Here is a 23,352-nt window from a genome sequence, read left to right on the forward strand (position 1 = left end):
AGGCGTTCCGATGGACCAGTCCCTGCTCAGCCGGCGACGTTTCCTCCAGACGACCGGCGGTACGGCGCTCGCCGCCGCGCTGGCCGGCTGCGGAGGAAGTGACGGCGGCGGTGGATCGAGCACCAAGGAGCTGTCGTTCGTCTACATGGGGACGGCCGAACAGCAGGCCACCTGGAACAAGCTGTTCGCGAAGTTCAGCGAGAAGCACCCCGAGATCAAGCTCAAGGCCGAGGGCATCCCGCTGTCGAACTGGGGCGACTTCTTCAACAAGCTCTCGACCCGGCTGGCCGGCGGCCAGGTGCCGGACGTGATCCAGGTGGCCACCGAGGGCCAGCGGCTGTTCGCGTCCAAGGGCCTGCTCGCGCCGCTCGACGACTACATCACCAAGGACAAGTCGACGATCGACGAGTACTACGCCGACATGGACCCGAACCTGATCGAGTGGAACAAGAAGTACAGCTCCACCGACGGCAAGACCTACTACCTGCCGGGCGAGTTCAACACGATGTGCATGTGGTACTCCAAGGACCTGTTCGCGAAGGCCGGCGTACCCGAGCCGACGGCGAAGTGGACCTGGGACGACTTCCGGCACGCGTGTGAGCAGATCAAGGCGAAGACCGGCGCGTTCGGGTACGCCGCGGGCCCGGAGTACTTCGCGGCGATCATGCCGTGGCTGCTCACCAACGGGACGAGCAGCTTCAGTGACGACTGGTCCAAGCCGACGTACAACGACGCGAAGGCGATCGAAGCGGCCGAGTTCAACCGGGCCCTGGTCGCCGACAAGCTGTCACCGCCGCCCGGTGGGACGTTCGACGCGACGACCGCGGCGGCGCAGGGCAAGCTGGCGATGTTCGGCGGCGGGCGCTGGCCGATCATCAGCATCCGCAACCTGAAGGCGACCGCGAAGATGGGCATCGTGCCCTGGCCGACCAAGGTCGAGCAGGGCTCACCGGTGGGCTGGAACGGCTACCCGATCATGAAGGCGTCGAAGAAGAAGGACGACGCCTGGACCTTCATCAAGTTCCTCATCTCCACCGAGGGCTCGTCGTTCTTCGCGCAACTCGGCGGCACCATCGTCCCGGCTCGCAAGTCGATCGCGAACAGCCAGTCCTTCCTCACCGACGCGCCGAAGGGGACGGAGTACCTCTACCAGGCGCTCAGCTACGCCACCCCGATCCCGTCGCCGGACAAGGGCGCCGCGGTGCAGAAGGCGGTCGAGGACGGCTGGAAGCAGGTGCTGACCGGCAACGCGTCGCCGGCCGACGCGCTCGGCAAGGCGCAGACCGCGCTCGAAGGACTCGTTTGAAACCTCAGCGGCGAGACTGGTTGCCGGGCTATCTGTTCATCAGTCCCGCCGTACTGCTCTTTCTCGTCTTCGTCGCCGCGCCCCTGGTCGCCGCGTTCGGTTTGAGCTTGTTCCATTGGGATCTGCTCAGTACGCCGGAATTCGCCGGGCTGGACAACTTCCGCCAGCTCGTCACCGACGGTGCGACGATCCGGGCCGTGGTCAACACGTTCGTGTTCGCGATCTCCTCGGTGATCACGCACATCGGCATCGGCATGCTGCTCGCGCTCGGCGTCCACCGCACCATGACCCGCGGAACGAAGTACTTCGTCCGGACGGCGTTCTTCTTCCCGTTCCTGGTCTCGTGGGCCGCGGTCGCGCTGATCTGGAAGTACGTACTGGATCCGACCTTCGGTCTGGCGAACCACTACCTCTCGGCGACGACCAACTGGCTGGCGTCGCCGACCTGGGCGCTGCCGACGCTGATCGTGGTCGACTGGTGGCACACCATCGGCTACACGTTCATCATCCTGCTGGCCGGCCTGCAGACCGTGCCGGCCCAGCTGCACGAGGCTGCCCGGGTGGACGGCGCGAACGCGTGGTGGCGGTTCTGGAGCGTGACGCTGCCGGTGATGTCGCCGACGATCTTCTTCGCCACCGTGATCACGTTCATCGGCGCGTTCCAGATCTTCGACCCGATGGTGATCATGACGCAGGGCGGCCCGGACGGCGCGACCCGCAGCATCGTGCAGTACACCTACGAGAAGGGCTTCCAGTCCTTCGAGATCGGGTACGCCGCCGCCCTCTCGCTGGTGCTGTTCGTGGTGATCATGATCGTCACCGGGCTCCAGTTCCGGCTCAGCCGCCGGTGGGTGCACCTGTGAAGGGCCGGCTGCTCGACCTCGTCCTGGTGCTCGGCGGGCTGCTGATGATCGCGCCGCTGGTCTGGCTGATCGTCACCGCACTGGCCGAACCGATCAACGCGTTCCAGTTGCCGCCGCAGTGGATCCCGCACCCGCCGACACTGCAGAACTTCCAGCAGGTGCCGGAGCTGATCCCGTTCGCGCGGATGGCCTGGAACAGCCTGCAGATCGCGGTGATCACGACCGCCGGTGCACTGCTGACCAGTGCGCTGGCCGCGTACGCCTTCTCGCGGTTGCGGTTCCCGGGCCGGGACCAGATCTTCTCGGTCCTGCTGGCGGCGCTCGTCGTACCGGTGCAGCTGACCGTCGTACCGATCTTCATCATGATGCGCTGGTTGCACCTGGTCGACACGGCGGTGGCGATCTGGCTGCCGGCGTTGGTGAACGTGTTCGGGATCTTCTTCCTGCGGCAGTACATCGCGTCGATCCCCCGCGAGCTGGACGAGGCCGCGATCATGGACGGCGCGAGCCACTTCTGGATCCTGTTCCGGGTGATCCTGCCACTGGCCCGGCCGGGCCTGACCGCGCTCGGGATCTTCGTCTTCGAGGCGTCCTGGAACAACTTCTTCTGGCCGTACATCTTCCTGTCGTCACCGGAGAAGATGACGCTGCCGGTCGGCCTCGTCTCGCTGCAGGGCGCGATGGGCGGCGGCCCGGCCGTGGTGCTGTTCGCGGCCATCACTTTGGTGGTGCTGCCGATCCTCGTGCTGTTCCTGATCTTCCAGCGCTCGTTCATCGCCTCCATCGCGACCACCGGCCTGCGCGCATGACCGACCACCTACCTGCCGCACTCCGCGCCCTCTGGCACGAACTGCCTTTCATCACGGCCGCCGGAGTCATGGTCTGTACGGCGTCCGGGCTCGTGGTGCTGCTGATGCCTGGGCTCTCACCGGTCAGCGTGCTGCTTGGCGCGGTGCTGGTCGGACCGGTCTGGGCGGCGGTCGTAGCGACTGCCGACTCAGTGGTCCGGGACGGCCGCGGCGGAGTGCTCTTCCTACTGCGCAACCTGAAGCACCACGCCGCCGCGGGTCTCGAGATCGGACTGGTCCCGGCCGCCGTCGGCGCCCTTGCGCTGCTGAACCGACAGCTCTACAACGGTCCGATCTTCGCGATCCCCTTGGCCGTCAGCGGTTGTGCGACCGTCCTCGCCGTGCTTGCCTCGTGCTACGCGTTCAGCCTCCGCGTCACCGGTCGGCTGCGAGGCAAGGCGTTGTGGTTCACCGCCCTGAGCCTGGTCGCTCGTGCACCACTTGTCCCGCTCGGCGTTCTCGCACTGGCTTTTGTCGCGCTGCTGCTCGGTACGTCGGTGACCGCCTCACTGCTTCTGCTTGCCCCCGGCCCGGTGGCGTTGTTCGCCTCCGCAGGTACATGGACGGAGAATCATGCGCTACACCGGTGACGAACTTCGGCACTTCGCACTGCCCTTGGGCGGTCTGGGCACCGGCACGCTCGCCCTGGCCGGCAACGGTGCGCTGCGGCAGTGGCAGCTGCACAACATCGGTAACCACGAGGGACATGTCCCGGACAGCTTCTTCGCGCTGCGGCTCTCGCGGGTCGAGCCGCCAGTGGACGAGATCCGTGTGCTGCAAGGGCCTTCGTCGAGTCCTTCCGGCACCCCGTTGGTCACCGACGACGTCGTACCGGCGGGCGAGGCCCGGCTGCAGGAGTCGCTCCGGCCGTTCGGCGAGCCGACGGTCACCGCCACCTACCCCGGCGCACGTGTCGACTTCGACACCGACCTACCGATCTCCGTCAGCATGGACGTGTTCAACCCACTGGTGCCGTCGGACGCCGAGGCGAGCTCTCAGCCCGTGGCCGCGTTCACGTTCACGCTGCGCAACCCCGGAGCCATCGCAGTGCACGGCAAGCTCGCCGGTGCCTTGCAGAACTCGGTCGGCTGGGACGGCGTCACGCCGATCGACGGTGTCGCCAACAGCCTGTACGGCGGCAACACCAACCGGGTCCGGCGGCACGACGACTGGACCTCGCTGGTCATGGAGAACACCACGCTGCCCGCGGACCACCCCGGCGCGGGACAACTGGTGCTCACCACCGACGGCGCCGACGCGCTGACCTGCGCACAGTGGTCCCGGCCCGGGGAATTCGTTGCCTTCCTCAACGGTCCCGCGACGCCGGTCAGCGGGGCCAGTGCGCCCGGGACGACGTGGAACGGCGGACTGGCCGTGCCGTTCCACCTCGACCCGGGTGAGACGACGCAGGTTCGGTTCCTGATCGCGTGGCACTTCCCGAACCGATATGTCGACTTCAACCAGTTCGGACCGCGGCACGACTACGGCCACAGCCGCTTCTGGCTCGGCAACGCGTACACCCGTCGTACGCCGGACGCCGTCGCCGTGGCCGAGTCGTTCATCGCACGCTGGACATCGTTGCAGGCACTCAGTACTGCCTGGGCCGACGCCTTCGAGACGAGCACACTGCCTGGTGAGGCAGGATCACGGCTCGCTGCGCTGGCTGCCGACGTACGCAGCCCCACTGTCTTCCAGACCGCCGAGGGAACCGTGCTCGGCTTCGAGGGCGTGCTCGGCGCGTCCACGGTGATGTGGGGCGGCCGGTACGGCGGCTCCTGCCCGCTCAACTGCACCCACGTCTGGAACTACGAGCAGACGCTGTCCAGACTGTTCCCGGCGCTGGAGCGGAACATGCGGGACACGGAGTACGACGTGATGCAGGCACCCGAGGGGTACATCCCGCACCGGGTGATTGCACCGACGTACCACCGGCAACTGTGGGACGTGGCGATCGGCGGTCCGGAGGAGCCGGCCCTCGACGGCATGCTCGGCAACGTGCTGAAGACGTACCGGGAGGTGCGGCACGGGGCAGGACTCGAGTGGCTGCGGGACCGCTGGCCGAACGTCCAGCGACTGCTCGCTCACATCCGCACCAAGTGGGACGCGGACGGCACCGGCGTACTGCGTGGCATCCAGCCGAGCACGCACGACATCGACCTGTGTGGCGTCAACTCGTTCATGGGCACGCTGTGGCTGGCCGCACTGCGCGCGGCCGAGGAGATGGCGCTGCTGCTGGGTGAGGACGCGAAGGAGTACCGCACGCTCTTCGAGGCCGGCAGCAAGGCGTACGACGAACTCCTCTACACCGGCGAGTACTACCGGCAGATCCTCTCGCCGGAGGAGAAGCCGGACTTCCAATGGGGCGACGGGTGCCTGGCCGATCAGCTGATCGGGCAGTGGTGGGCTCACCAGCTCGACCTGGGCTACCTGCTGCCGAAGGACCACGTGAAGACCGCGCTGCGCAACGTACTGCGGCACAACCTGCGCACCGGCTTCGCCGACTTCGAGCACCCGTACCGCGTGTTCGCCGACGGCGACGACACAGGACTCCTGATGGCCACCTGGCCGCACGGCGGGCGTCCCGACGTACCCACCCGTTACTGCGATGAGGTGTGGACCGGATCGGAGTACCAAGTCGCCGCCCACTGCCTCTACGAAGGCCTCGTCGACGAGGGCCTCAGCATCCTCCAAGGTCTGTGGAACCGGTACGACGGCACGCGCCGCAACCCGTTCAACCCGATCGAGTGCGGCGACCACTACATCCGCAACGCCGCCGGCTGGTCCGTCCTGGAAGCCCTCACCGGCTACCGCTACAACGCCCTCACCGCCACGCTGACCTTCGCCCCGCTCGACATCGCCCGCGCCAAGGGCGACTGGAGCACCCCCTTCGTCACCCCCACCGGCTGGGGTGTAGCCACGAAGTCGGGCCCCACCGTCACCCTCACCTGCCACACCGGCACCATCGACGTCCACACCCTCCAGGTCGACGGCACCGCCCTACCCGTCGGCCAGTCCGCCACACCCGGAAAACCCTTGGTGGTCACAACGCCCTGACCCCTACCGTCGAGCCATGTCGCTCGTCGAACGCGCACAGGCTCTACAGGCCGAGGCTCAGCAACTGTTCTCGCGCCTCGACCTGCAGACCGCGTTCCCGTGGCCGCCGGTGCTGATCGGCAGCGCGCTCTCCGGACTCATGGTCGTCCGAGACCTCGACATCATGTTCGACGCCCCCGATGCCACCGCGGTGACCGTCCTGACCGGTCTCACCACGCTCGCCCAGCGAGCGGACCTCCAGACGGTCGACTTCCGCGACGAGCGCGGCGACCGCCGCCCGACCTCCGCGATCACCGACGAGCGCTTCTACGCAGTCCTGCACACGGACACCTGGAAGATCGACCTGACCTTCTGGCTGCATGTCGTGGACCGTCCCCACGTCGCCGCTGCCCTCCGGCTCCGCGACTGCACACCCGAGCAGCGCCTCACCATCCTCCGGTTGAAGCAGGAGTGCCCGGACGCGGACAGCTCCGCCATCTACCGCGCCGTACTCGGCGAATGAAGAGCACCGGCCGTCCGGCAACGCCACCGGACGGCCGGGGCTCGGTCAGGGGAAGTCGAGGGCCGCGTACTCCTGGTCGGTGAAGAGACGGGAGCGGATCAGGAAGCGGACGCCCTCCGGGGCCTCCACCGAGAACCCGCTGCCGCGGCCCTTCACCACGTCGACGGTGAGCTGCGTGTGCTTCCAGTACTCGTACTGGTTCGCCGACATCCAGAACGCGATCGGCTTGTCCAGGCCGTCGACGACCAGATCGCCGAGATGCACGTCCGCCGACCCCGTTCGAAATTCCCCGTCCGGGTAACACATCGGCGAACTGCCGTCGCAGCAGCCACCGGACTGGTGGAACATCAGCGGACCGTGCATCGCGGTGAGACGGCGGAGCAGCTCCGCCGCCTCGTCCGAGAGCAGAACCTTCTCGACCATCGGCTCAGAAGAACCCGAGCTTGTTCGGGCTGTAGCTGACCAGCAGGTTCTTGGTCTGCTGGTAGTGGTCGAGCATCATCTTGTGGTTCTCCCGGCCGATGCCGGAGTTCTTGTAGCCGCCGAACGCCGCGTGCGCCGGGTAGGCGTGGTAGCAGTTCGTCCAGACCCGGCCGGCCTGGATCTCCCGCCCGGCCCGGTAGGCGGTGTTGATGTCGCGCGACCAGACCCCGGCGCCGAGGCCGTACAGGGTGTCGTTCGCGATCTTCATCGCGTCGGCGTAGTCGTCGAACCGGGTCACCGAGACGACCGGCCCGAAGATCTCCTCCTGGAAGATCCGCATCTTGTTGTCGCCCTCGAAGATGGTCGGCTGGATGTAGTACCCGCCGGCCAGGTCGCCGTCCAGCTCCGCCTTCGCGCCACCGGTGACGACCTTCGCGCCCTCCGCCTTGCCGATGTCCAGGTAGGCCAGGATCTTCTCGTACTGGTCGTTGCTGGCCTGTGCGCCCATCATCGTGTCGGTGTCGAGCGGGTTGCCCTGCTTGATCGCCCGGGTCCGCGCGGTCGCGTCGCCGAGGAACTCGTCGTAGATCGACGACTGGATCAGCGCCCGGGACGGGCAGGTGCAGACCTCGCCCTGGTTCAGCGCGAACAGCGTGAAGCCCTCCAGCGCCTTGTCGTAGAACTCGTCCTTGGCCGCCGCGACGTCGTCGAAGAACACGTTCGGGCTCTTGCCGCCGAGCTCCAGCGTGACCGGGATGATGTTCTCCGAGGCGTACTGCATGATGAGGCGGCCGGTCGTGGTCTCACCGGTGAACGCGACCTTGGCGACTCTGTTGCTTGAGGCAAGCGGTTTGCCGGCCTCGACGCCGAACCCGTTGACGACGTTCAGTACGCCGGGCGGCAGCAGGTCGGCGATCAGCTCGAGCAGCACGTGGATCGACGCCGGCGTCTGCTCGGCCGGCTTCAGTACGACGGCGTTGCCGGCCGCCAGCGCGGGCGCCAGCTTCCAGGTCGCCATCAGGATCGGGAAGTTCCACGGGATGATCTGCCCGACCACGCCGAGCGGCTCGTGGAAGTGGTACGCGATGGTGTCGTCGTCGACCACCGATACCGACCCCTCCTGAGCCCGCAGCGCGCCGGCGAAGTACCGGAAGTGGTCGATCGCCAGCGGCATGTCCGCGGCCAGCGTCTCGCGCACGGCCTTGCCGTTGTCCCACGTCTCCGCGACCGCGAGCAGCTCGAGGTTGGCCTCGATCCGGTCGGCGATCTTGTTCAGGATGTTCGCGCGATCGGCCGGCGATGTCCGTCCCCAGCCCGGCGCGGCACCGTGGGCGGCGTCGAGCGCACGCTCGACGTCATCCGCCGTACCGCGCGCGATCTCGGTGAAGTTCTCGCCGGTGACCGGCGTGGGATTCTCGAAGTACCCGCCCTTTGCCGGCGGCACCCATTCGCCACCGATGAAGTGGTCGTAGCGGGATTTGTACGTGACCGGGCTGCCATCCTGCCCGGGAGCTGCGAAGATCGTCATAGGTCCTCCTTGGAAACCCGACGGTGGACCGAACCTAGGTCGACCGACGTTGCACCGACGTTGCAGCGTGAAGTGAGGCGGCATGGATTCACCGGAGCAGGCCCGCCGATTGAGCCAGCTGTACGACGACGTGCTCGGCGGCAACCGTGCACCGGACGCGCCGCGCCCACTCGTCGCCGCGTCCTGGCAACGGTCGCTCGCGGCCGCGGTCGATCCCGAGCTGGACGCGCCGCCGGTGATCGTCGACCACGACATCGTCGAGTCGATCCGGGAGAACCATCCGCTCCGCGCGGTGCTGCCGGTGCTGCGGCAGACGCTGACCACGATCGCCGACGAGGCGTCGCACATCATGATCATCACCGACGCCCAGGGCACGATCCTGTGGCGCGAGGGTTCGGCCGACGTACGACGGCAGGCCGACCGGATCGCGTTGTCGGAGGGAGCGGTGTGGTCGGAGGATCAGATCGGCACCAACGGCATGGGTACGGCGCTCGCGGTCGGGGAGCCGGTCCAGATCCATTCGGCCGAGCACCTGGTCCGCCGGATTCACGAGTGGACCTGTGCGGCCGCGCCGGTCCACGACCCCGACACCGGCAAGCTGCTCGGCGCGGTGGACGTCTCGGGTCCGCTGCGCACGGTCCACCCCGCGATGGTCGCGCTGGTCACCGCCGCTGCTCAGCTCGCGGAGGGACAGCTGCGGGTCCGGATGGCCGCGGCCGACGAGATGCTGCGCGCCCGGAACATGCGCCACCTGATGGCGCTCGGCGACGCGCCCGGTGCCTTGCTGACTCCGACCGGCAGGGTGCTCGCGGTGCAGCCGCTCGAGTGGTTGCCCGACCGGCTCGTCGTGCCGGACGGTGCCGACCGGATCGACCTCGGCGACGGACGCGAGGGCGTGATCGAACCACTCGACGAGGGCTTCCTGCTCCGCATCCCCGGTACACCGGTCCGCCGCGGCCGGCCGTCACTCCGGCTGAAGGTGCTCGGCGCCGGTCAGCCGATCGCGGTCGTCGGCGGGCGAGAGATCGCGCTGACGCTGAGGCGGGCCGAAGTACTCGCACTGCTTCTCCTGCATCCGTCCGGACTGACCGCCGAGCAACTGATGCTGCAGTTGTACGGCGACGAAGGCAATCCGACGACGGTGCGCGCGGAGATGCACCGACTGCGCAATCTCCTCGGTGGCGGCGTCCTCGACACCAAGCCGTACCGGATCGTCGCCGATGTCACCGGCGACGTGACCGACGTACGGACGGCTCTCCAGGACGGCGATCTGCACGCGGCCCTGGACCTGTACGCCGGTCCCCTATTGGCTCGCTCCGATGCCCCGGCCCTACGCGCCGAACGGGATGAACTCGACGCCACCTTCCGCCGGGCCGTCCTCGACGCCGAAGATCCCGAGCTGACGTGGCGCTTCGCCCAGACGCCGACCGGCGCCGAGGACCAGGAGATCTTCGAAGCCCTCGACGCCGGCCTCCCGCCGGACGACCCGCGGCGCGCCGCGGTCGCCGCCCGGCTGGAACGGTTGGTCGACTAGAACCGGTCGAACCTCTGTATCGGTGAGGCCACAATCACATCTCTGGCGTGACGAGCCCTACACCGACATGACTCGCGGGTAACCAACCAATAACATCGCTGGTATGCAGATCCTCGCCATCGTCGTCTCGCTCGCGGTCGCCGCGGTCGGGGTCGCGTTGTTCGGCAAGACGATCGGGCACATGGTGTCCGTCATCAAGCTCGGCCAGCCGGCCGGGCGGACCGACAATCCGGGGCAGCGCACCACCACACTGGTCAAGGAGTCGCTCGGCCATACCCGGATGCTGCAGTGGAGCCGCATCGGCGTACTGCACTGGTTCGTCGCGTTCGGCTTCATCGGACTGTTCCTCACCCTGGTGACGGCGTTCGGCCAGTTGTTCGACGCGCACTACGCGCTGCCGGTGATCGGCCACTGGTTCGTCTTCGAGTGGGTCACCGAGTTCCTCACCTGGACCGGCCTGATCTCGATCATCGGGCTGATGGCGATCCGGCTGCGCAACCTGCCGAAGGGCGAGAAGGGCCGCTACAGCCGGTTCTTCGGCTCCACCGCCTGGCAGGCGTACTACGTCGAGTACACGATCCTCGGCGTACTGATCTGCATCCTGTTGCTGCGCGGCCTGGAGTACGAGCTTGGCGCGGGCAGCCGGTTCCACTTCCCGACCACGTTCTTCGTCGGCCAGGCACTCTTCGGCGGACTGAGCGAGTCCCAGTTGGAGAACACGGTCTACCTGGTCGCGATGATCAAGATCCTGATCTCGTTCGCCTGGATGATCACGATCTCGCTGAACGCCACCATGGGGGTCGCCTGGCACCGGTTCACTGCCTGGCCGAACATCTGGTTCAAGCGCAAGGCCGACGGCGGTACGGCGCTCGGCGCCCTGCAGCCGATCATGGTCAACGGCGCGCCGATCGACTTCGAGAACATCGAGGAGCTCGATGAGGACGCGGCCCTCGGTGTCGGCAAGGTCGAGGACTTCACCTGGAAGGGCCTGCTCGACTTCACCACCTGCACGGAGTGCGGCCGGTGCCAGTCGCAGTGCCCGGCCTGGAACACCGAGAAGCCGTTGTCGCCGAAGCTGATCATGATGGGCCTGCGCGAACACGCCTACGCCAAAGCGCCGTACCTGCTGGCGTCGTCCGACGACGAGCGCAAGTCACTGCCCGAGCTGGTGCTGGCCGAGCAGGACAAGCCGTTGGTCGGTCCCGCTGATGTCGCGGTCATCGACGAGGACGCGCTGTGGGCGTGTACGTCGTGCGGTGCGTGCGTGCAGCAGTGCCCGGTCGACATCGAGCACGTGGACGCGATCATGGACATGCGCCGCTACCAGGTGCTGATCGAGTCGTCGTTCCCGTCCGAGCTCAACGGCCTGTTCAAGGGCCTGGAGAACAAGGGCAACCCGTGGAACATGAATCCGTCCGGCCGGATGGACTGGGCCAAGGACCTGCCGTTCGAGGTCAAACAGATCGGCGGTGCGGCCCCTGATGCCCCAGAGACCCTGGACGAGGTCGAGTACCTGTTCTGGGTCGGCTGCGCGGGCGCGTTCGAGGACCGTGCGAAGAAGACCACGCAGGCGGTCGCGGAGTTGCTGAACATCGCCGGCGTCAGCTTCGCCGTACTGGGCGACGGCGAGACCTGCACCGGTGACCCGGCCCGGCGGTCCGGCAACGAGTTCGTCTTCCAGCAACTGGCGATGCAGAACGCGGAGGTCTTCAAGGAGACCGGCGCGAAGAAGGTCGTGTCCACCTGCGCGCACTGCTTCAACACGTTGAAGAACGAGTACTCCCAGCTCGGTGTCGAGCTCGACGTCATCCACCACACCCAGCTGCTGAACCGCCTGGTCCGGGAGGGCAAGCTGACCCCGGTCGCGCCCGCCGACAGCACCCTCAACGGCCAGAAGATCACCTACCACGACCCGTGCTACCTCGGCCGCCACAACCAGGTGTACGACGCCCCGCGCGAACTGCTCGACATCATCCCGGGCGCGGAGTACGCCGAGATGCCGCGGAACAAGACCAAGTCGTTCTGCTGCGGTGCCGGCGGCGCCCGGATGTGGATGGAGGAGAAGATCGGCAGCCGGATCAACCTGAACCGGACCACCGAGGCGGTCGGCACCGGCGCGGACAAGATCGCGACCGGCTGCCCGTTCTGCCGAGTGATGCTGTCCGACGGCCTCACCGCCCAGCAGGCCGACGGCACCGCCCGCGAATCCGTCGAGGTCCAGGACGTCGCGCAGTTGCTGCTCGCCTCTGTAAAACGTGGGGAAAGCTGAGCTGTAAAACTCTTCCTCCTCAGGCGGTCCAGACCATAAGATCTGACGGCTCGAATCACCTGTGGAGGAAAAAAACAGCATGAAGTTCCGTGCCGCGACGGCCGCCGTCGCTGCCGTACCACTCGCCCTCGGTCTCGCCGCCTGCGGCAACGACAAGCCCGAGGCCACCGGCTACAAACCATCGGCACCGGCCAGCGCGCCGGTCGCCACCAACACCGCCGCGCCGCAGCAGGCGGCTCCTGTCGCTCACCTCAACCGGGTCAGCTTCGTCCCGGCGATGACCAGCGCGATCGCCAAGCAGAAGTCCTGGCGCATCACCGGCAAGATGACCGCGAACGGCGCCACGCTGCTGACCATGGACGGGGTCCAGACCGCGAAACCGGTGGCGATGTCCATGACGATGGCCGGCGCGGCCTTCCAGGGCGAGACCGCGAAGTTCGTCGTGGTGAAGGACACCGGCTACGTGTCGATCCCGGGAGTGACGCCCACCGGGAAGTACCTGAAGTTCAAGTCCGGCGCGAACAGCGAGCTGAGTGAACTGCTCGACGGCGGCGACCCGACCAAGATCTTCAAGTCCTTCAACTCGAACGTGGTCAGCGTCAAGTTCGTCCGCACCGAGACCGTCGGCGGTGAGAAGCTCGACCGGTACGGCGTCAGCGTCAACACCGCGAAGGCACTGGCGGCGCAGGGCAAGAAGGTCCCGGCGGGTGTGCCGAAGACGCTGACGTACTCGATGTGGATGGACAAGTCCCATCTGGTCCGCCGGATCTCGTTCGCCCTCGGCGGCGTGTCGATGGTGATGAACATGACCGACTACAACAAGGCGGTTCACATCACCGCACCGCCCGCGAGCAAGGTCGTTTCTCGCTGAGGCCGGATCCGGTCAGATCACATTCGTCGGTGAGAACTTCTCGTAACCTCATGTTACGCAGGTAGAAACTTACCTGTTCCGGAAGTGATCACCGACGGATGATCGGGTGGGCTGGTGCCGATGAGCTTGCGTGTGGGTAGTACTCGACGAACCTTTCTGACCTTGACCGGAGCGGCGGCCGGACTGGCGCTGACCGGCAGTCTTCCCGAGATCGGGAGCGCCATGGCCGGCGCCACCGGCCGCACCGACCGGCGGGACCCGTTCACCCTCGGGATCGCTTCAGGCGACCCGCTGCCGGACGGAGTGGTGATCTGGACCCGGCTCGCGCCGGATCCGCTCGCGCCGTTCGGCGGGATGGACCGCCGCCCGGTCGAAGTCCAGTGGCAGGTCGCGGAGGACGAGCAGTTCCGCCGGATCGTGCGTCATGGCACCACCCAGGCGCGACCCGAGGCGAGTCACTCGGTGCACGTCGACGTACGAGGACTGCGTCCGTGGCGGCACTACTGGTACCGCTTCCGCGTCAACGGACGGTTCAGCCCGGTCGGCCGGACCAAGACCGCACCGCCGGCGGACGCGAACCTCTCCAGCCTGTCGCTGGCCTTCGCGTCCTGCCAGGCGATCTGGGAAGGCTGGTACACGGCGTACGCCGACATGGCGAAGCGGGACCACGACGTGGTGTTCTTCCTCGGCGACTACATCTACGAGTTCGGCATCGACCGGGGCATCCGGCCGGACTCGAACGAGCCCTACATCACGCAGCAGTGCGTGACGCTGGACGAGTACCGCCAGCGGTACGCGGCGTACAAGCTGGACCCGGACCTGCAGCAGGCTCACGCGGTCGCGCCGTGGATCGTCACGCTGGACGACCACGAGGTGGTCGACAACTGGGCCGACGAGGCGCACCCGAGCGCACCACCCGCGCAGTTCCTGGTACGGCGCGCCAACGCGTTCCGTGCGTACTGGGAACACATGCCGCTCCGGCTCGCGCAGCTGCCGAAGGGCCCGGACATGCAGCTCTACCGGCGGTTCCAGTTCGGCCGGCTCGCGGAGTTCAGCGTGCTCGACACGCGGCAGTACCGCTCGGACCAGGCGTACGGCGACGGCACCAAGGCGCCCGGTCCGGAGACCAAGGACCCGGCCCGCACGATCACCGGTGCCGCGCAGGAGAAGTGGCTGCTCGACGGCTGGACGGCCTCGCGCTCGCGCTGGAACGTGATGGCGCACCAGACCGCGATCGCCCGCCTCGACACCAAGGACGGCCCGGACGTCCTGGTTCCGATGGACACCTGGGACGGCTACGAAGCCTCCCGCGACCGGGTCCTCGGTGGCGCCGCACAACGCAAGGTCCGCAACCTGGTCTCGATCGCCGGCGACCTGCACCGCAGCGTCGCGTCGGACCTCAAGCTCGACTTCACCGATCCGGCGTCCGCGACCGTCGGCGCCGAGTTCGTCGGTACGTCGATCACGTCCGGGATCGACGGCATGGACCTCGACCCCGGGGGCGCGACCCTGCTCAAGGAGAACCCGCACATGAAGTACGGGAACTTCCAGCGCGGGTACGTGAGCTGCAGCATTACCCCACAGCGGTGGATCTCCGACTACCGGGTCGTCGACAAGGTCAGCGTCCAGAACGGCGCCGTCAGCACCCGCGCCAAACTCTTCGTCGAGGACGGCCGCCCAGGCATCTCGGAGGTACAGGCATGAGCATTCGCTGGCAGCCGGCCATCGCCTTCGGGGCCCTGGCGGCGGCAACCCTGATCACGTCCAGCTCGATGCCCCAGGCAACATCCGGCGTCCAGGTCAGTACCGATCCGCAGCAGTTGAGCGTGGTCGGCCTGCCCTGCTTCCCCGGCAACCTGACACTGACCATGACCAACACCGGCAGCGAGGATCGGTACGCCGACCTCACCCTCGACCCGTCCGGTCCACTGCAACTGTCCCGGGAACTGTTCTCGTCCTGGCTCCCGGCCGTCGACCCCGACCAGCCGGTGTCCGCACCGGTCGAGGTCCGCGTGCCGCGTGACACCAAGCCCGGCAGCTACACGATCGACCTCGAGGTCGACAAGTCGCGGCTGACCGTCCCGGTCACGGTGAATCCCCTGCCCTCGAAGGATCCCGGCAGCAACGTCGCGCTGGGCGAGCAGGCGGCCGCGTCGTCGACGCACGGCAACTTCACGCTCTGCGGCGCGGTCGACGGCGACAAGGACTCCGAGCACTGGGACACCCTGACCGGCTGGAACGACGGCACCCGCGCAGTCTTCCCGGACAACTACGACGTCGCGCTGGCCGCGCCGACCACGATCAACCGGGTCGAGCTCTACACGCTCGACTCGGCCAAGTACCCGGCCCTGACCAACGGGTTGCGGGACTGGGACGTCCAGGTCCGCAGCGGCAGCGGCGACTGGCAGACCGTCGCCCAGGTCCGGGGCAACACCGCCGGGCACGTGACGTCGACGTTCGATCCGGTCCAGGCGGACGCCGTGCGCATCCTCTGCCTGGACAGCAACGACCACGCCTACTCCCGCATAGTCGAACTCGAGGCCTACGGGAACTAGTGCAAGTACGACGCTCCGTTGAAATCCAGGACGGAGCCGCTGGACCAGGTTGCTTGCGGGGATGCGAGCCAGTAGATCGCGTCGGCCACCTCCTCGGCGGTGGCGACGCGGTCGAACGGGCTCTGCGCCCGGATCGCGTCGCCGCCGGGACCGGCCAGGAACGACTCGGTCATGTCCGTGGCGATAAATCCGGGCGCAATTGACGTCACGGTGATGTCATGTGGCGCCAGCGATACCGCCAGCGACTGCCCGAGGGCGTGCAATCCGGCCTTCGCAGCGCCGTACGCGGGCACGTCAGGCTCGCCTCGGTAGGCTCCGCGTGACCCGACGTTGACAATCACGCCCCGCCGGCCGCCCTCCACAGGCTCCTTGTCCAGCATCTGCCGAGCCACGCACCAGCTCACGTGCGCCGCCCCTTCCAGATTCACCGCGAGAGTACGACGCCAGGCCGCGACCCACTCGTCGTACGGCGTCTCCGCGAGCGGATGCCCGATCCGGCGCGACCCCGCGACCGGCTCGTCGACGAACAACGCCGCGTTGTTCACCAATACGTCGATCCGGCCGAGCACAGCGGCCGATTCGTCAACCAGGGAAGGGATTGCGGCCGAGTCGCCGAGATCCGCGGTGACCACCGCATGGCCGCTGCCGGGGAGCCCGGCACGCACCTCCTCGGCTCGGTCGACCGCACCTCGGCAGTGCAGCACGACCCGGTCGCCGGCCCGTGCGAACGCCCGCGCGGCCGCGGCGCCGACACCCCTGGACGCGCCTGTGACGAGTACTCCTCTGGACACTGTTCCTCCCTGTCTCCGACTGGCCCACATTCTGCCCTGGCGCCACGATGACGACGCCATGACATCAGAAGGGGTTGACAGTGACGTCACGATGACGTCATAGTTCATGGCATGGAACTTGACCACTATCTCGAATCGGTCCGGCGAAGCGTGGAGAACGCCACCGCCCTGGCCGACGATCAAACTCGCTCCGTGGCGCAGCGCCTCGGGGCCACGCTGGATGACGCGGGCCGCCTGGCCCTCATCTCAGCCCTGTCCGACGCCGCCGGGGAGATCAGCCGCGAGCTGTCCCCCGGTTCGGTCGAGCTCCGGATGGCCGGCGGCCGTCCCGAGTTCGTGGTCACGCCGGCTCCGAGCCAGCTGACCGGCCCCGACGAGGCGGACGACGACACCGACGACGACACCGAGACCGAGGACACCGACCAGGTGACCCTGGACGCCGACGAGCCGACCGCGCGGATCACGCTGCGGCTGCCGATGTCGGTGAAGAACAAGGTGGACGAGGCCGCCGCGGCCGAGGGCATCTCCTCGAACGCGTGGCTGATGCGCACCGTGATGACCGAGCTGGGCGACCGGAACCGCCGTGGCAACCGCCCGCCCCGCCCCCCGCGCCCGCCGCGTGGTGTGTTCGGTCCGGACGGACCTCTCGGTCCCAACGGTCCGCTCGGACCCGACGGAGTCTTCGGACCGGACGGTGTGTTCGGCCCCGGTGGCCCCTTCGGCGAGGAGGGCGTCTTCGGACCCGAGCGCGGCCGGCGCGGCCGCGACCGCAACCGTGACGACCGTGACCGGGACAAGGACCGTCGTCGCCGTGGCGGCCACGGCCCGGGCCAGCGGATGACGGGGTGGGCCCAGTGAGCGGCTTCAGCCAGCAACTCGCCGAGGACGCGACCAAGATCGAGAAGCTCCGGATCGAGATCGGCTCCGGCCTGGTCGAGATCGTGCCGGCCGACGGCACCGAGACGATGGTCTCGATCGAGGTCGACAGCGGCACCGAGGACGACGTGCTCGTCGCTGTCCGCGACGGCGAACTGATCGTCGAGGGCCCGCGCAATGTCCGCCGCGGACCGGAGATCCAGGTCCGGATCGCCACTCCGGCGACCATGGAGGCCCGGATCAAGACCGGCTCCGGTGACATCAGCTCGCGGGCGCCGCTGGCCACCGCGCGACTGTCGACCGGTTCCGGCGACATCCGGCTCGACCGGGTCGAGGGTGACCTCGCGGTGAACACCGGCAGCGGCGACGTCCGGGCCGAGTACGTCGCGGGCGCCGTCCGGGGCAGCACCGGCTCCGGCGCGATCAACATCGGCGAGGCCGGCGACGCGGTCGGGCTGAGCACCGGCTCCGGCGACGTCCGGGTCGGCGACGTGGCCGGACCCGCCAGTGTCAAGGTCGGCTCGGGTGACATCACCATCGAGCGGATCCGCGACCACTCGGTCGCCACCTCAGGCTCCGGCGACGTCACGGTCGAGATCGCCGACGCGCCGAGCATCCAGGCCGAGACGGCCCGCGGTGACGTCCACATCGGAGTACCCGACGGCGTCCCGACATACCTGGACCTGAAGACGGTCACCGGACGGATCCGGTGCGATCTGGAGCCGAGCGACAAGCCGGCCGAGGGCGACCGCGCGCTGATGCTGCGGGCCCGCACCGTCTCCGGCGACATCACCGTCACCAAGGTCTGACACCCATCACCCAGGAGGTCCCGCCGGCAACGGCCCGGCGGGACCTGGGCGAAGCATTGCCGAAAACCATCCAGAGGGGAGCAGGACGATGATCACCGAACACCAAGAGGTAGCCCGCCACCGCGTCAACGAGCAGTTGCGCGCCGCCGAGGTCCGCGCCGAGCGGCACGGACGCAAGGCCACCCGGACCCGCACCAGCGGACCCCGCTACGAGCTGGCCGGCGTACTGCGCCGGATCGCCGACCGCCTGGACCCGCAGCGCCGCCTCGACTCGCAGCGCCGCCTGGCCGAGCCGCAGTCCGGCCACCGCGGTACCGGCCTGTCGGTCGTCCGATGACCGGCTCGCCGATCAACGGCGCGGCCGCCGCACTTTGCAACTTGCTGCAACGTCTGGGTTTGGTGACGGTTCGGACCTGCGGACGCTGCTAGCGTTCACGCCGTCACTCTTGGTTCACAACTGGGGAGAGAAACAACGATGTTGCGTCCGTTGATCACCGCAACCGCTGCGGTCGTGCTGCTGGCCGGCTGCAGCGGCGGGGACGACAAGGCTTCCGATCCCACCGCGGGCGACGGCGGTCAGTCGGCATCGAGTCCGGCAACACCCGAGGTCCCTTCGTTCGACCCACCCAAGGCTTTCTCCCCGGTCGCCGCGATCGCCGAGCCGCAGGTGCCGGGAGACAACGACTACACGATCCGGGCCGGCATCGTCGGGCAGACCTCGCTCTACGCGGGAGCCAACGGCATCACCGGCGTCAACGTGACCGGCGCCCACTCCTGGCAGGTCCTGTCCAAGGAAGACACGACCACCACGACCTCCGGCTCCAGCAGCCCGATGGCTGTGCAGCTCGACGGCAAGGAGGTCATCGGAGTCGTCTATGTCGAGCGGGTCCAGGGCAGCGGCACGCAGAAGGCGCGCGGCCAGGTCCTGTTCCAGTGGATCGATCCGACCGAGGGCAAGGTCATCACCTCGATCCCCGTCGACCTCACGCCACTCCTCGGCCCCGACAACGGCGGCAAGGACATCGTCAGCGAGGCGTACGACGCCGCGACCGGACAGATCGCCGTCGCCGTCTCGGCCGGCTCCGCGGAGAACGCGAAGAAGGCCGGCACCTTCACCGTCTTCGCCGACCCGAAGGCGAAGAAGTCGACGGTGACGCCGTTCTTCGCCGTCGCCGGCCTGCTCGACGGGAAGATGGCCGGCGCCGTCGGCGACGGGCAGGAGGGCGCGACCGACCTGACCATCGCGACCGCCGACGCCACCACCGGCAAGGTCACCAAGAAGACGCCCGTGAAGGCGAACTACCTCCGGCCGGCCGGCTTCGGCGCCAGGCGGGCGTACCTGTCCGGCTCGGTGTACGTCCCGGCGCCGCCCGGCAAGCTGGACGGCTACTACTCGTCGAGCGTGTACTCCGTCGACGTCGCCACCGGCGCCTTCACCACGCTGACGTCGACGCTGAAGGACAACATGAACTCGGTCTCCTACGAGTGCCGGGGTGACCAGAAGAACTCGGTCGTCTGCAGCGGCTCGCGCCAGCTGGAGTCGGTCGAGATCATCGGCTTCGACGACAGCACCGGCAAGAAGGTCTGGGGCTACACGAACGATTCGGCCAGTCGCGTCGTACCGAATGTCACCACCGTCTTCCACGGCGTGGTGTACGCCCAGGCCGAGAAGGACGCCGTACTGATGGACGCCGCCACCGGTCAGGACATCGCCTCGCCGACGCCGACCCCCGGCGACGGCGGAACGCCCTCCGGGACACCGTCGGAGTCGACGCCCACCGAGAGCTCGTCGTCCTCCGACAACATCGGCGGCTTCGGCGACACGACCTTGCTGTACGGCGAGCCGAAGTCGCCCAGCATGGTCTCGACGTACGGAAGCGTCTACCTGCTCGAGCCGGGCGACAAGGCCCCGATGTCGACGGAGACGGTGCTGGTCGTCCAGAAGGCGATCGGCTGACGCCATCGGACCGAAAGGCCCCGACCAACTGGTCGGGGCCTTCGTCTGTTTAGACGTCGGTGCGGTGGAAGTTCTGGTACGACCGCGACGGCGTCGGGCCGCGCTGGCCCTGATAGCGGGAGCCGTACTTCGCCGAGCCGTACGGGTGCTCGGCCGGCGACGACAGCCGGAAGAAGCACAACTGGCCGATCTTCATCCCGGGCCAGAGCTTGATCGGCAGTGTCGCCACGTTCGACAGCTCCAGCGTCACGTGCCCGGAGAAGCCCGGGTCGATGAACCCGGCGGTGGAGTGGGTGAGCAGTCCCAGCCGGCCCAGCGAGGACTTGCCCTCCAGCCGCGCCGCCACGTCGTCGGGCAGCGTCACCAGCTCGTACGTCGATCCCAGCACGAACTCACCGGGATGCAGGATGAAGGGTTCCTCGCCCTCCGGTTCGACCAGCCGGGTCAGGTCGGGCTGTTCCTCGGCGGGGTCGATGTGCGGGTACTTGTGGTTCTCGAACACCCGGAAGAACCGGTCCAGCCGCACGTCGACACTCGACGGCTGCACCATCGCAGCATCGAACGGGTCCAGCTGGACCCGCTTCGCGTCGAGCTCGGCCAAGATGTCACGGTCGGAGAGCAGCACGACAGGAACTTAGCAGCGTGCTGCGTCTCCGCCCAGTTCTGCCGGCCCGTTCGGGTGCCTGGTGGCGGATCGTCCGGAGCCCTCAGCTCCCCGGCGTGACCTCACCACCAGACCGTCCCGGCGATGGTTCCGGCACCGTTGCGGCGCACCGAAACCCGGGCCTCAGGCAACGATCAGTCGGCCAGCTTGTTGAACTTCGACACCTGGGTGGCGAAGGTCTTCACCTGCGCCGGCGACCAGTCCTTCAGCAGATCCTCGATCACCTTGTGCCGCTTCTTCCGGGCCGCCGTCAGCTTCCGCTTACCGGCCGCGGTCAGGGTCAGCAGAGTCGCCCGCGCGTCCGACTTGTCGGCGGCCCGCTTCAGCAGGCCCTCCTCCTCCAGCCGTGCGCAGGCCCGGCTGACCGGGCCCTTGTCCACCTCGAGCGCCGCTACCAGGTCGGCCATCCGCACCGGCGCCAACTCCTCGACGTGGTTCAGCAACGCGTACTGCGCCGGCTCCAGGTCCGGGTGCGCCTCGTCGGACAGCGTCCGCTGCAGGCTGCGCAGCCGCCGCGCCATCGTGACGAGCTCCTTCTCCAGGTTCTCCAGCGCGTCACTCGTGTCTGTTGCCACCATTCACCCCTTCATCCAGTTGCCCCGCAACCATCTTGTCCGGTCCCGAGGACCGTGTCCTCACGTTGCGTCAAATGTTGCCCCCGGCAACGCGTTCTAATCTGCCAGAAGATGACCAACCTGCCCAGTCCTGAGCGTGCCCTTTGTGGAAAACTCCCCAAGAACCCCTCGCGCAAACCGCCCGCACGCGTCTTTTCGATGCACCGGGCATCGTCTTCGTCCCGTTCGGTTGACCCGGCAGCAACCAGCGGGCCGCCGCGCCGGACCCGGCGTGCCCGCGGCCCGCCCGATCGGCTATGCTCTTCTCCGCCTGCTGGTCCCACCGCCAGGCAGTGCGGGTGTAGTTCAATGGCAGAACATCAGCTTCCCAAGCTGACAGTGCGGGTTCGATTCCCGTCACCCGCTCCACTTGTCAGAACAAAGTCCAGGTCGCTTCGTGACCTGGACTTTTCCTTTGCCTCACGCTCCTACTCAAACGGTTGACCTACAAGACCGTTGCCCCGATCAACGGACTGCGGACGGGCTTGCGGGCGGTGGATCGGTGGGTGAGGATCGCGGCGATCGTCCACACGACGGCCAGGACGGCGATCGGGAAGAGGTCGCCGTCCTCCTCGGTGAACAGGAGGATCAGGCCGAGATTCACCGCGGCGTGCGCGGCCGTCGCGACGGCGAGGTTGGTACCGCGAGCGGACTGCAGGACTGCGCCCATCACCACCGAGAGCGCGGTCGCCATCACCACGAACAAGCCCATGTAGACGACGCCGTGCGCGAACCCGCCGACATGCCAGAAGCCCCAGAGCACGCCGACGATGAGCGACGAACGCAGTACCGGGAAGCGGGTCTGTAGGTAGGGCTGGAGATAGGCACGCCAACCGAGCTCCTCACCGGCCGCGCCGACGATCATCGTGATCACCAGCACTCCCAAGGGAAACGGCAGACTTTCGGCTCGCCAGCTGCGGCCGGCGATCACGTGGACGAGGACCGACGCGAGCAGCGCCGCGATCACGATGCCGACGACCAACGCACTCCGGCCGGCCGCCACCGCGACCGGCGTGAACCGGGCCTGCACACGCGTCGTACGACGGAACAGCAGGAACATCACGCCGACCCCGAGCGCCGGCGCGAACTGCACCAGCTGGATCAGGTCGGGGTCGGGACCGGCCGCGGCCTGGATCGCGTTCAGCACTCCACTGAAAACCATCGTGGCCAGATAGAACACCAGTACGCGTAAGAACATCGTCACTCCTGGGCGAGGTAGGGCGCGAGCATCAGGTCCAGCTGCTCGGAGAGGAACTCGCTGAGCGAGCCCCAGCCGTTCACCGCCCAGACCTGCAGCGCGCCGTTGAAACAGACAAGGGTGTGGCGAGCGAGAGCCGGTACGTCGGCATCCGGGCGCAGCTCACCGGCGTCCTGGGCCGCGCGGTACAACCGGGCGCAGCTGTCGACGATCGCGGCGGAGTGCGCCAGCGCGTGCTCCCGGAACTCCGGGTCGGCGACGTCGAGCTGGACGAACCCGAGCCCGTTGCCGAGCTCCTCGCGGTGCTTGATGTGGGCAACGGCCGTCAGCGCGAAGTCCCGCAGGATCGCCAGCGGCGAGGTGTTGCGCGCCTCGGCTTCCTCCGCCGCCCGCAGCACCATGACCGGCGACCGGGCGGCCGAGGCGAGCAGCAGACCGCGCTTGGAGCCGAACCTCTGCACCAGCGTCGGCGCCGCCAGACCCACCCGGGAACCGACCGCCGCGAGCGTCAGTTTCACCGGTCCGAGCTCGGCCAGGACCTGACGAGTGGCGTCCAGGATCCCGTCGTCGCTGACCAGCCGCGGCCGAGCCATCCTCACCATCCCCGAGTTTGTGAACCGTCATTCGTTAATGGCGAGACAGTAACAGATCCTTGTTGGATCAGTTAGTCAATGGCAACGGGTGAACAGC

22 protein-coding genes and 1 tRNA gene are annotated in these 23,352 nt (G+C 67.9%); 16 read left to right on the forward strand and 7 right to left on the reverse strand.

The genetic code is table 11. The annotated features are described in order from the left end of the window. The first annotated feature begins 10 nt into the window (after window positions 1–10). The 6 genes from ACGFH6_RS18840 to ACGFH6_RS18865 are packed head-to-tail and all read left to right on the forward strand — an operon-like array spanning window position 11 to window position 6,573. Window positions 11–1,306, forward strand: a complete 1,296-nt coding sequence (locus ACGFH6_RS18840) for an ABC transporter substrate-binding protein (protein ID WP_393385230.1) — start codon at window positions 11–13, stop codon at window positions 1,304–1,306. Then, window positions 1,303–2,169: a carbohydrate ABC transporter permease gene (locus tag ACGFH6_RS18845; protein WP_393385232.1), complete on the forward strand. Its 867-nt coding sequence runs from the start codon at window positions 1,303–1,305 to the stop codon at window positions 2,167–2,169. The genes ACGFH6_RS18840 and ACGFH6_RS18845 overlap by 4 nt, the downstream gene beginning before the upstream one ends. Further along, the gene (locus tag ACGFH6_RS18850) at window positions 2,166–2,978 is read left to right on the forward strand and encodes a carbohydrate ABC transporter permease (RefSeq protein WP_393385234.1); all 813 of its coding nucleotides are present in this window, start codon (window positions 2,166–2,168) and stop codon (window positions 2,976–2,978) included. Before ACGFH6_RS18845 ends, ACGFH6_RS18850 begins: the two co-directional genes overlap by 4 nt. Next, complete coding sequence (locus ACGFH6_RS18855) at window positions 2,975–3,607, forward strand: hypothetical protein (RefSeq protein WP_393385236.1); 633 nt, start codon at window positions 2,975–2,977, stop codon at window positions 3,605–3,607. Before ACGFH6_RS18850 ends, ACGFH6_RS18855 begins: the two co-directional genes overlap by 4 nt. After that, window positions 3,591–6,071: a GH116 family glycosyl-hydrolase gene (locus ACGFH6_RS18860; protein ID WP_393385238.1), complete on the forward strand. Its 2,481-nt coding sequence runs from the start codon at window positions 3,591–3,593 to the stop codon at window positions 6,069–6,071. Before ACGFH6_RS18855 ends, ACGFH6_RS18860 begins: the two co-directional genes overlap by 17 nt. Window positions 6,072–6,087: 16 nt before the next feature. After that, entirely contained in the window at window positions 6,088–6,573 is a 486-nt protein-coding gene (locus tag ACGFH6_RS18865; protein ID WP_393385240.1) for a hypothetical protein, read from the forward strand. A 45-nt stretch (window positions 6,574–6,618) separates the two neighbouring features. On the opposite strand, the gene ACGFH6_RS18870 is transcribed toward ACGFH6_RS18865, so the two are convergent. Further along, complete coding sequence (locus ACGFH6_RS18870) at window positions 6,619–6,996, reverse strand: DUF779 domain-containing protein (protein WP_393385242.1); 378 nt, start codon at window positions 6,994–6,996, stop codon at window positions 6,619–6,621. 4 nt (window positions 6,997–7,000) lie between these two features. Continuing rightward, window positions 7,001–8,524 carry an aldehyde dehydrogenase gene (gene adh / locus ACGFH6_RS18875; RefSeq protein ID WP_393385244.1) on the reverse strand — a complete coding sequence of 508 codons (1,524 nt, stop codon included), beginning with the start codon at window positions 8,522–8,524 and terminating at the stop codon, window positions 7,001–7,003. A gap of 82 nt (window positions 8,525–8,606) precedes the next feature. On the opposite strand from adh, the gene ACGFH6_RS18880 reads away from it, so the two are divergent. From ACGFH6_RS18880 to ACGFH6_RS18900, 5 genes are all read left to right on the forward strand, one after another. After that, the gene (locus tag ACGFH6_RS18880; RefSeq protein WP_393385246.1) at window positions 8,607–10,058 is read left to right on the forward strand and encodes a GAF domain-containing protein; all 1,452 of its coding nucleotides are present in this window, start codon (window positions 8,607–8,609) and stop codon (window positions 10,056–10,058) included. A gap of 103 nt (window positions 10,059–10,161) precedes the next feature. Continuing rightward, complete coding sequence (locus ACGFH6_RS18885; RefSeq protein WP_393385248.1) at window positions 10,162–12,327, forward strand: (Fe-S)-binding protein; 2,166 nt, start codon at window positions 10,162–10,164, stop codon at window positions 12,325–12,327. Window positions 12,328–12,406: 79 nt separating this feature from the next. Then, the gene (locus ACGFH6_RS18890; protein WP_393385250.1) at window positions 12,407–13,198 is read left to right on the forward strand and encodes a hypothetical protein; all 792 of its coding nucleotides are present in this window, start codon (window positions 12,407–12,409) and stop codon (window positions 13,196–13,198) included. Between the two features lie 162 nt (window positions 13,199–13,360). Next, window positions 13,361–14,902, forward strand: a complete 1,542-nt coding sequence (locus ACGFH6_RS18895) for an alkaline phosphatase D family protein (RefSeq protein ID WP_393385252.1) — start codon at window positions 13,361–13,363, stop codon at window positions 14,900–14,902. Beyond that, a complete protein-coding gene (locus ACGFH6_RS18900; RefSeq protein WP_393385254.1) occupies window positions 14,899–15,753 on the forward strand; it encodes a discoidin domain-containing protein in 855 nt (284 codons plus the stop codon). Before ACGFH6_RS18895 ends, ACGFH6_RS18900 begins: the two co-directional genes overlap by 4 nt. Here the strand turns inward: ACGFH6_RS18900 and ACGFH6_RS18905 are convergent. After that, window positions 15,750–16,544, reverse strand: coding sequence for an SDR family NAD(P)-dependent oxidoreductase (locus ACGFH6_RS18905; protein WP_393385256.1), 795 nt, complete (start codon window positions 16,542–16,544; stop codon window positions 15,750–15,752). The two genes, ACGFH6_RS18900 and ACGFH6_RS18905, sit on opposite strands and share 4 nt — an antisense overlap. Window positions 16,545–16,655: 111 nt before the next feature. On the opposite strand from ACGFH6_RS18905, the gene ACGFH6_RS18910 reads away from it, so the two are divergent. The 4 genes from ACGFH6_RS18910 to ACGFH6_RS18925 all read left to right on the forward strand — a co-directional run bounded on the left by ACGFH6_RS18910 (window position 16,656) and on the right by ACGFH6_RS18925 (window position 20,186). Then, complete coding sequence (locus ACGFH6_RS18910) at window positions 16,656–17,402, forward strand: hypothetical protein (RefSeq protein ID WP_393385258.1); 747 nt, start codon at window positions 16,656–16,658, stop codon at window positions 17,400–17,402. Then, window positions 17,399–18,229 carry a DUF4097 domain-containing protein gene (locus tag ACGFH6_RS18915; protein ID WP_393385259.1) on the forward strand — a complete coding sequence of 277 codons (831 nt, stop codon included), beginning with the start codon at window positions 17,399–17,401 and terminating at the stop codon, window positions 18,227–18,229. Before ACGFH6_RS18910 ends, ACGFH6_RS18915 begins: the two co-directional genes overlap by 4 nt. 88 nt (window positions 18,230–18,317) lie before the next feature. Beyond that, window positions 18,318–18,566: a hypothetical protein gene (locus tag ACGFH6_RS18920; protein WP_393385261.1), complete on the forward strand. Its 249-nt coding sequence runs from the start codon at window positions 18,318–18,320 to the stop codon at window positions 18,564–18,566. A 138-nt stretch (window positions 18,567–18,704) separates the two neighbouring features. Beyond that, window positions 18,705–20,186 carry a hypothetical protein gene (locus tag ACGFH6_RS18925; protein WP_393385263.1) on the forward strand — a complete coding sequence of 494 codons (1,482 nt, stop codon included), beginning with the start codon at window positions 18,705–18,707 and terminating at the stop codon, window positions 20,184–20,186. Window positions 20,187–20,235: 49 nt separating this feature from the next. On the opposite strand, the gene dcd is transcribed toward ACGFH6_RS18925, so the two are convergent. Beyond that, window positions 20,236–20,811, reverse strand: coding sequence for a dCTP deaminase (gene dcd, locus ACGFH6_RS18930; protein WP_393385265.1), 576 nt, complete (start codon window positions 20,809–20,811; stop codon window positions 20,236–20,238). A gap of 173 nt (window positions 20,812–20,984) precedes the next feature. Continuing rightward, a complete protein-coding gene (locus ACGFH6_RS18935) occupies window positions 20,985–21,428 on the reverse strand; it encodes a MarR family winged helix-turn-helix transcriptional regulator (protein WP_393385266.1) in 444 nt (147 codons plus the stop codon). A gap of 331 nt (window positions 21,429–21,759) precedes the next feature. Between ACGFH6_RS18935 and ACGFH6_RS18940 the strand changes: the two genes are divergently transcribed. Next, a tRNA-Gly gene (locus ACGFH6_RS18940) sits at window positions 21,760–21,833 on the forward strand. Between the two features lie 76 nt (window positions 21,834–21,909). Here the strand turns inward: ACGFH6_RS18940 and ACGFH6_RS18945 are convergent. Together ACGFH6_RS18945 and ACGFH6_RS18950 are read right to left on the reverse strand one after the other, a co-directional pair. Further along, complete coding sequence (locus ACGFH6_RS18945) at window positions 21,910–22,662, reverse strand: CPBP family intramembrane glutamic endopeptidase (RefSeq protein ID WP_393385267.1); 753 nt, start codon at window positions 22,660–22,662, stop codon at window positions 21,910–21,912. A 2-nt stretch (window positions 22,663–22,664) separates the two neighbouring features. Next, entirely contained in the window at window positions 22,665–23,255 is a 591-nt protein-coding gene (locus ACGFH6_RS18950; protein ID WP_393385269.1) for a TetR/AcrR family transcriptional regulator, read from the reverse strand. Window positions 23,256–23,352 lie beyond the last annotated feature (97 nt).

It is taken from the genome of Kribbella sp. NPDC049227 (assembly GCF_043197265.1).
Classification (GTDB): Bacteria; Actinomycetota; Actinomycetes; order Propionibacteriales; family Kribbellaceae; genus Kribbella.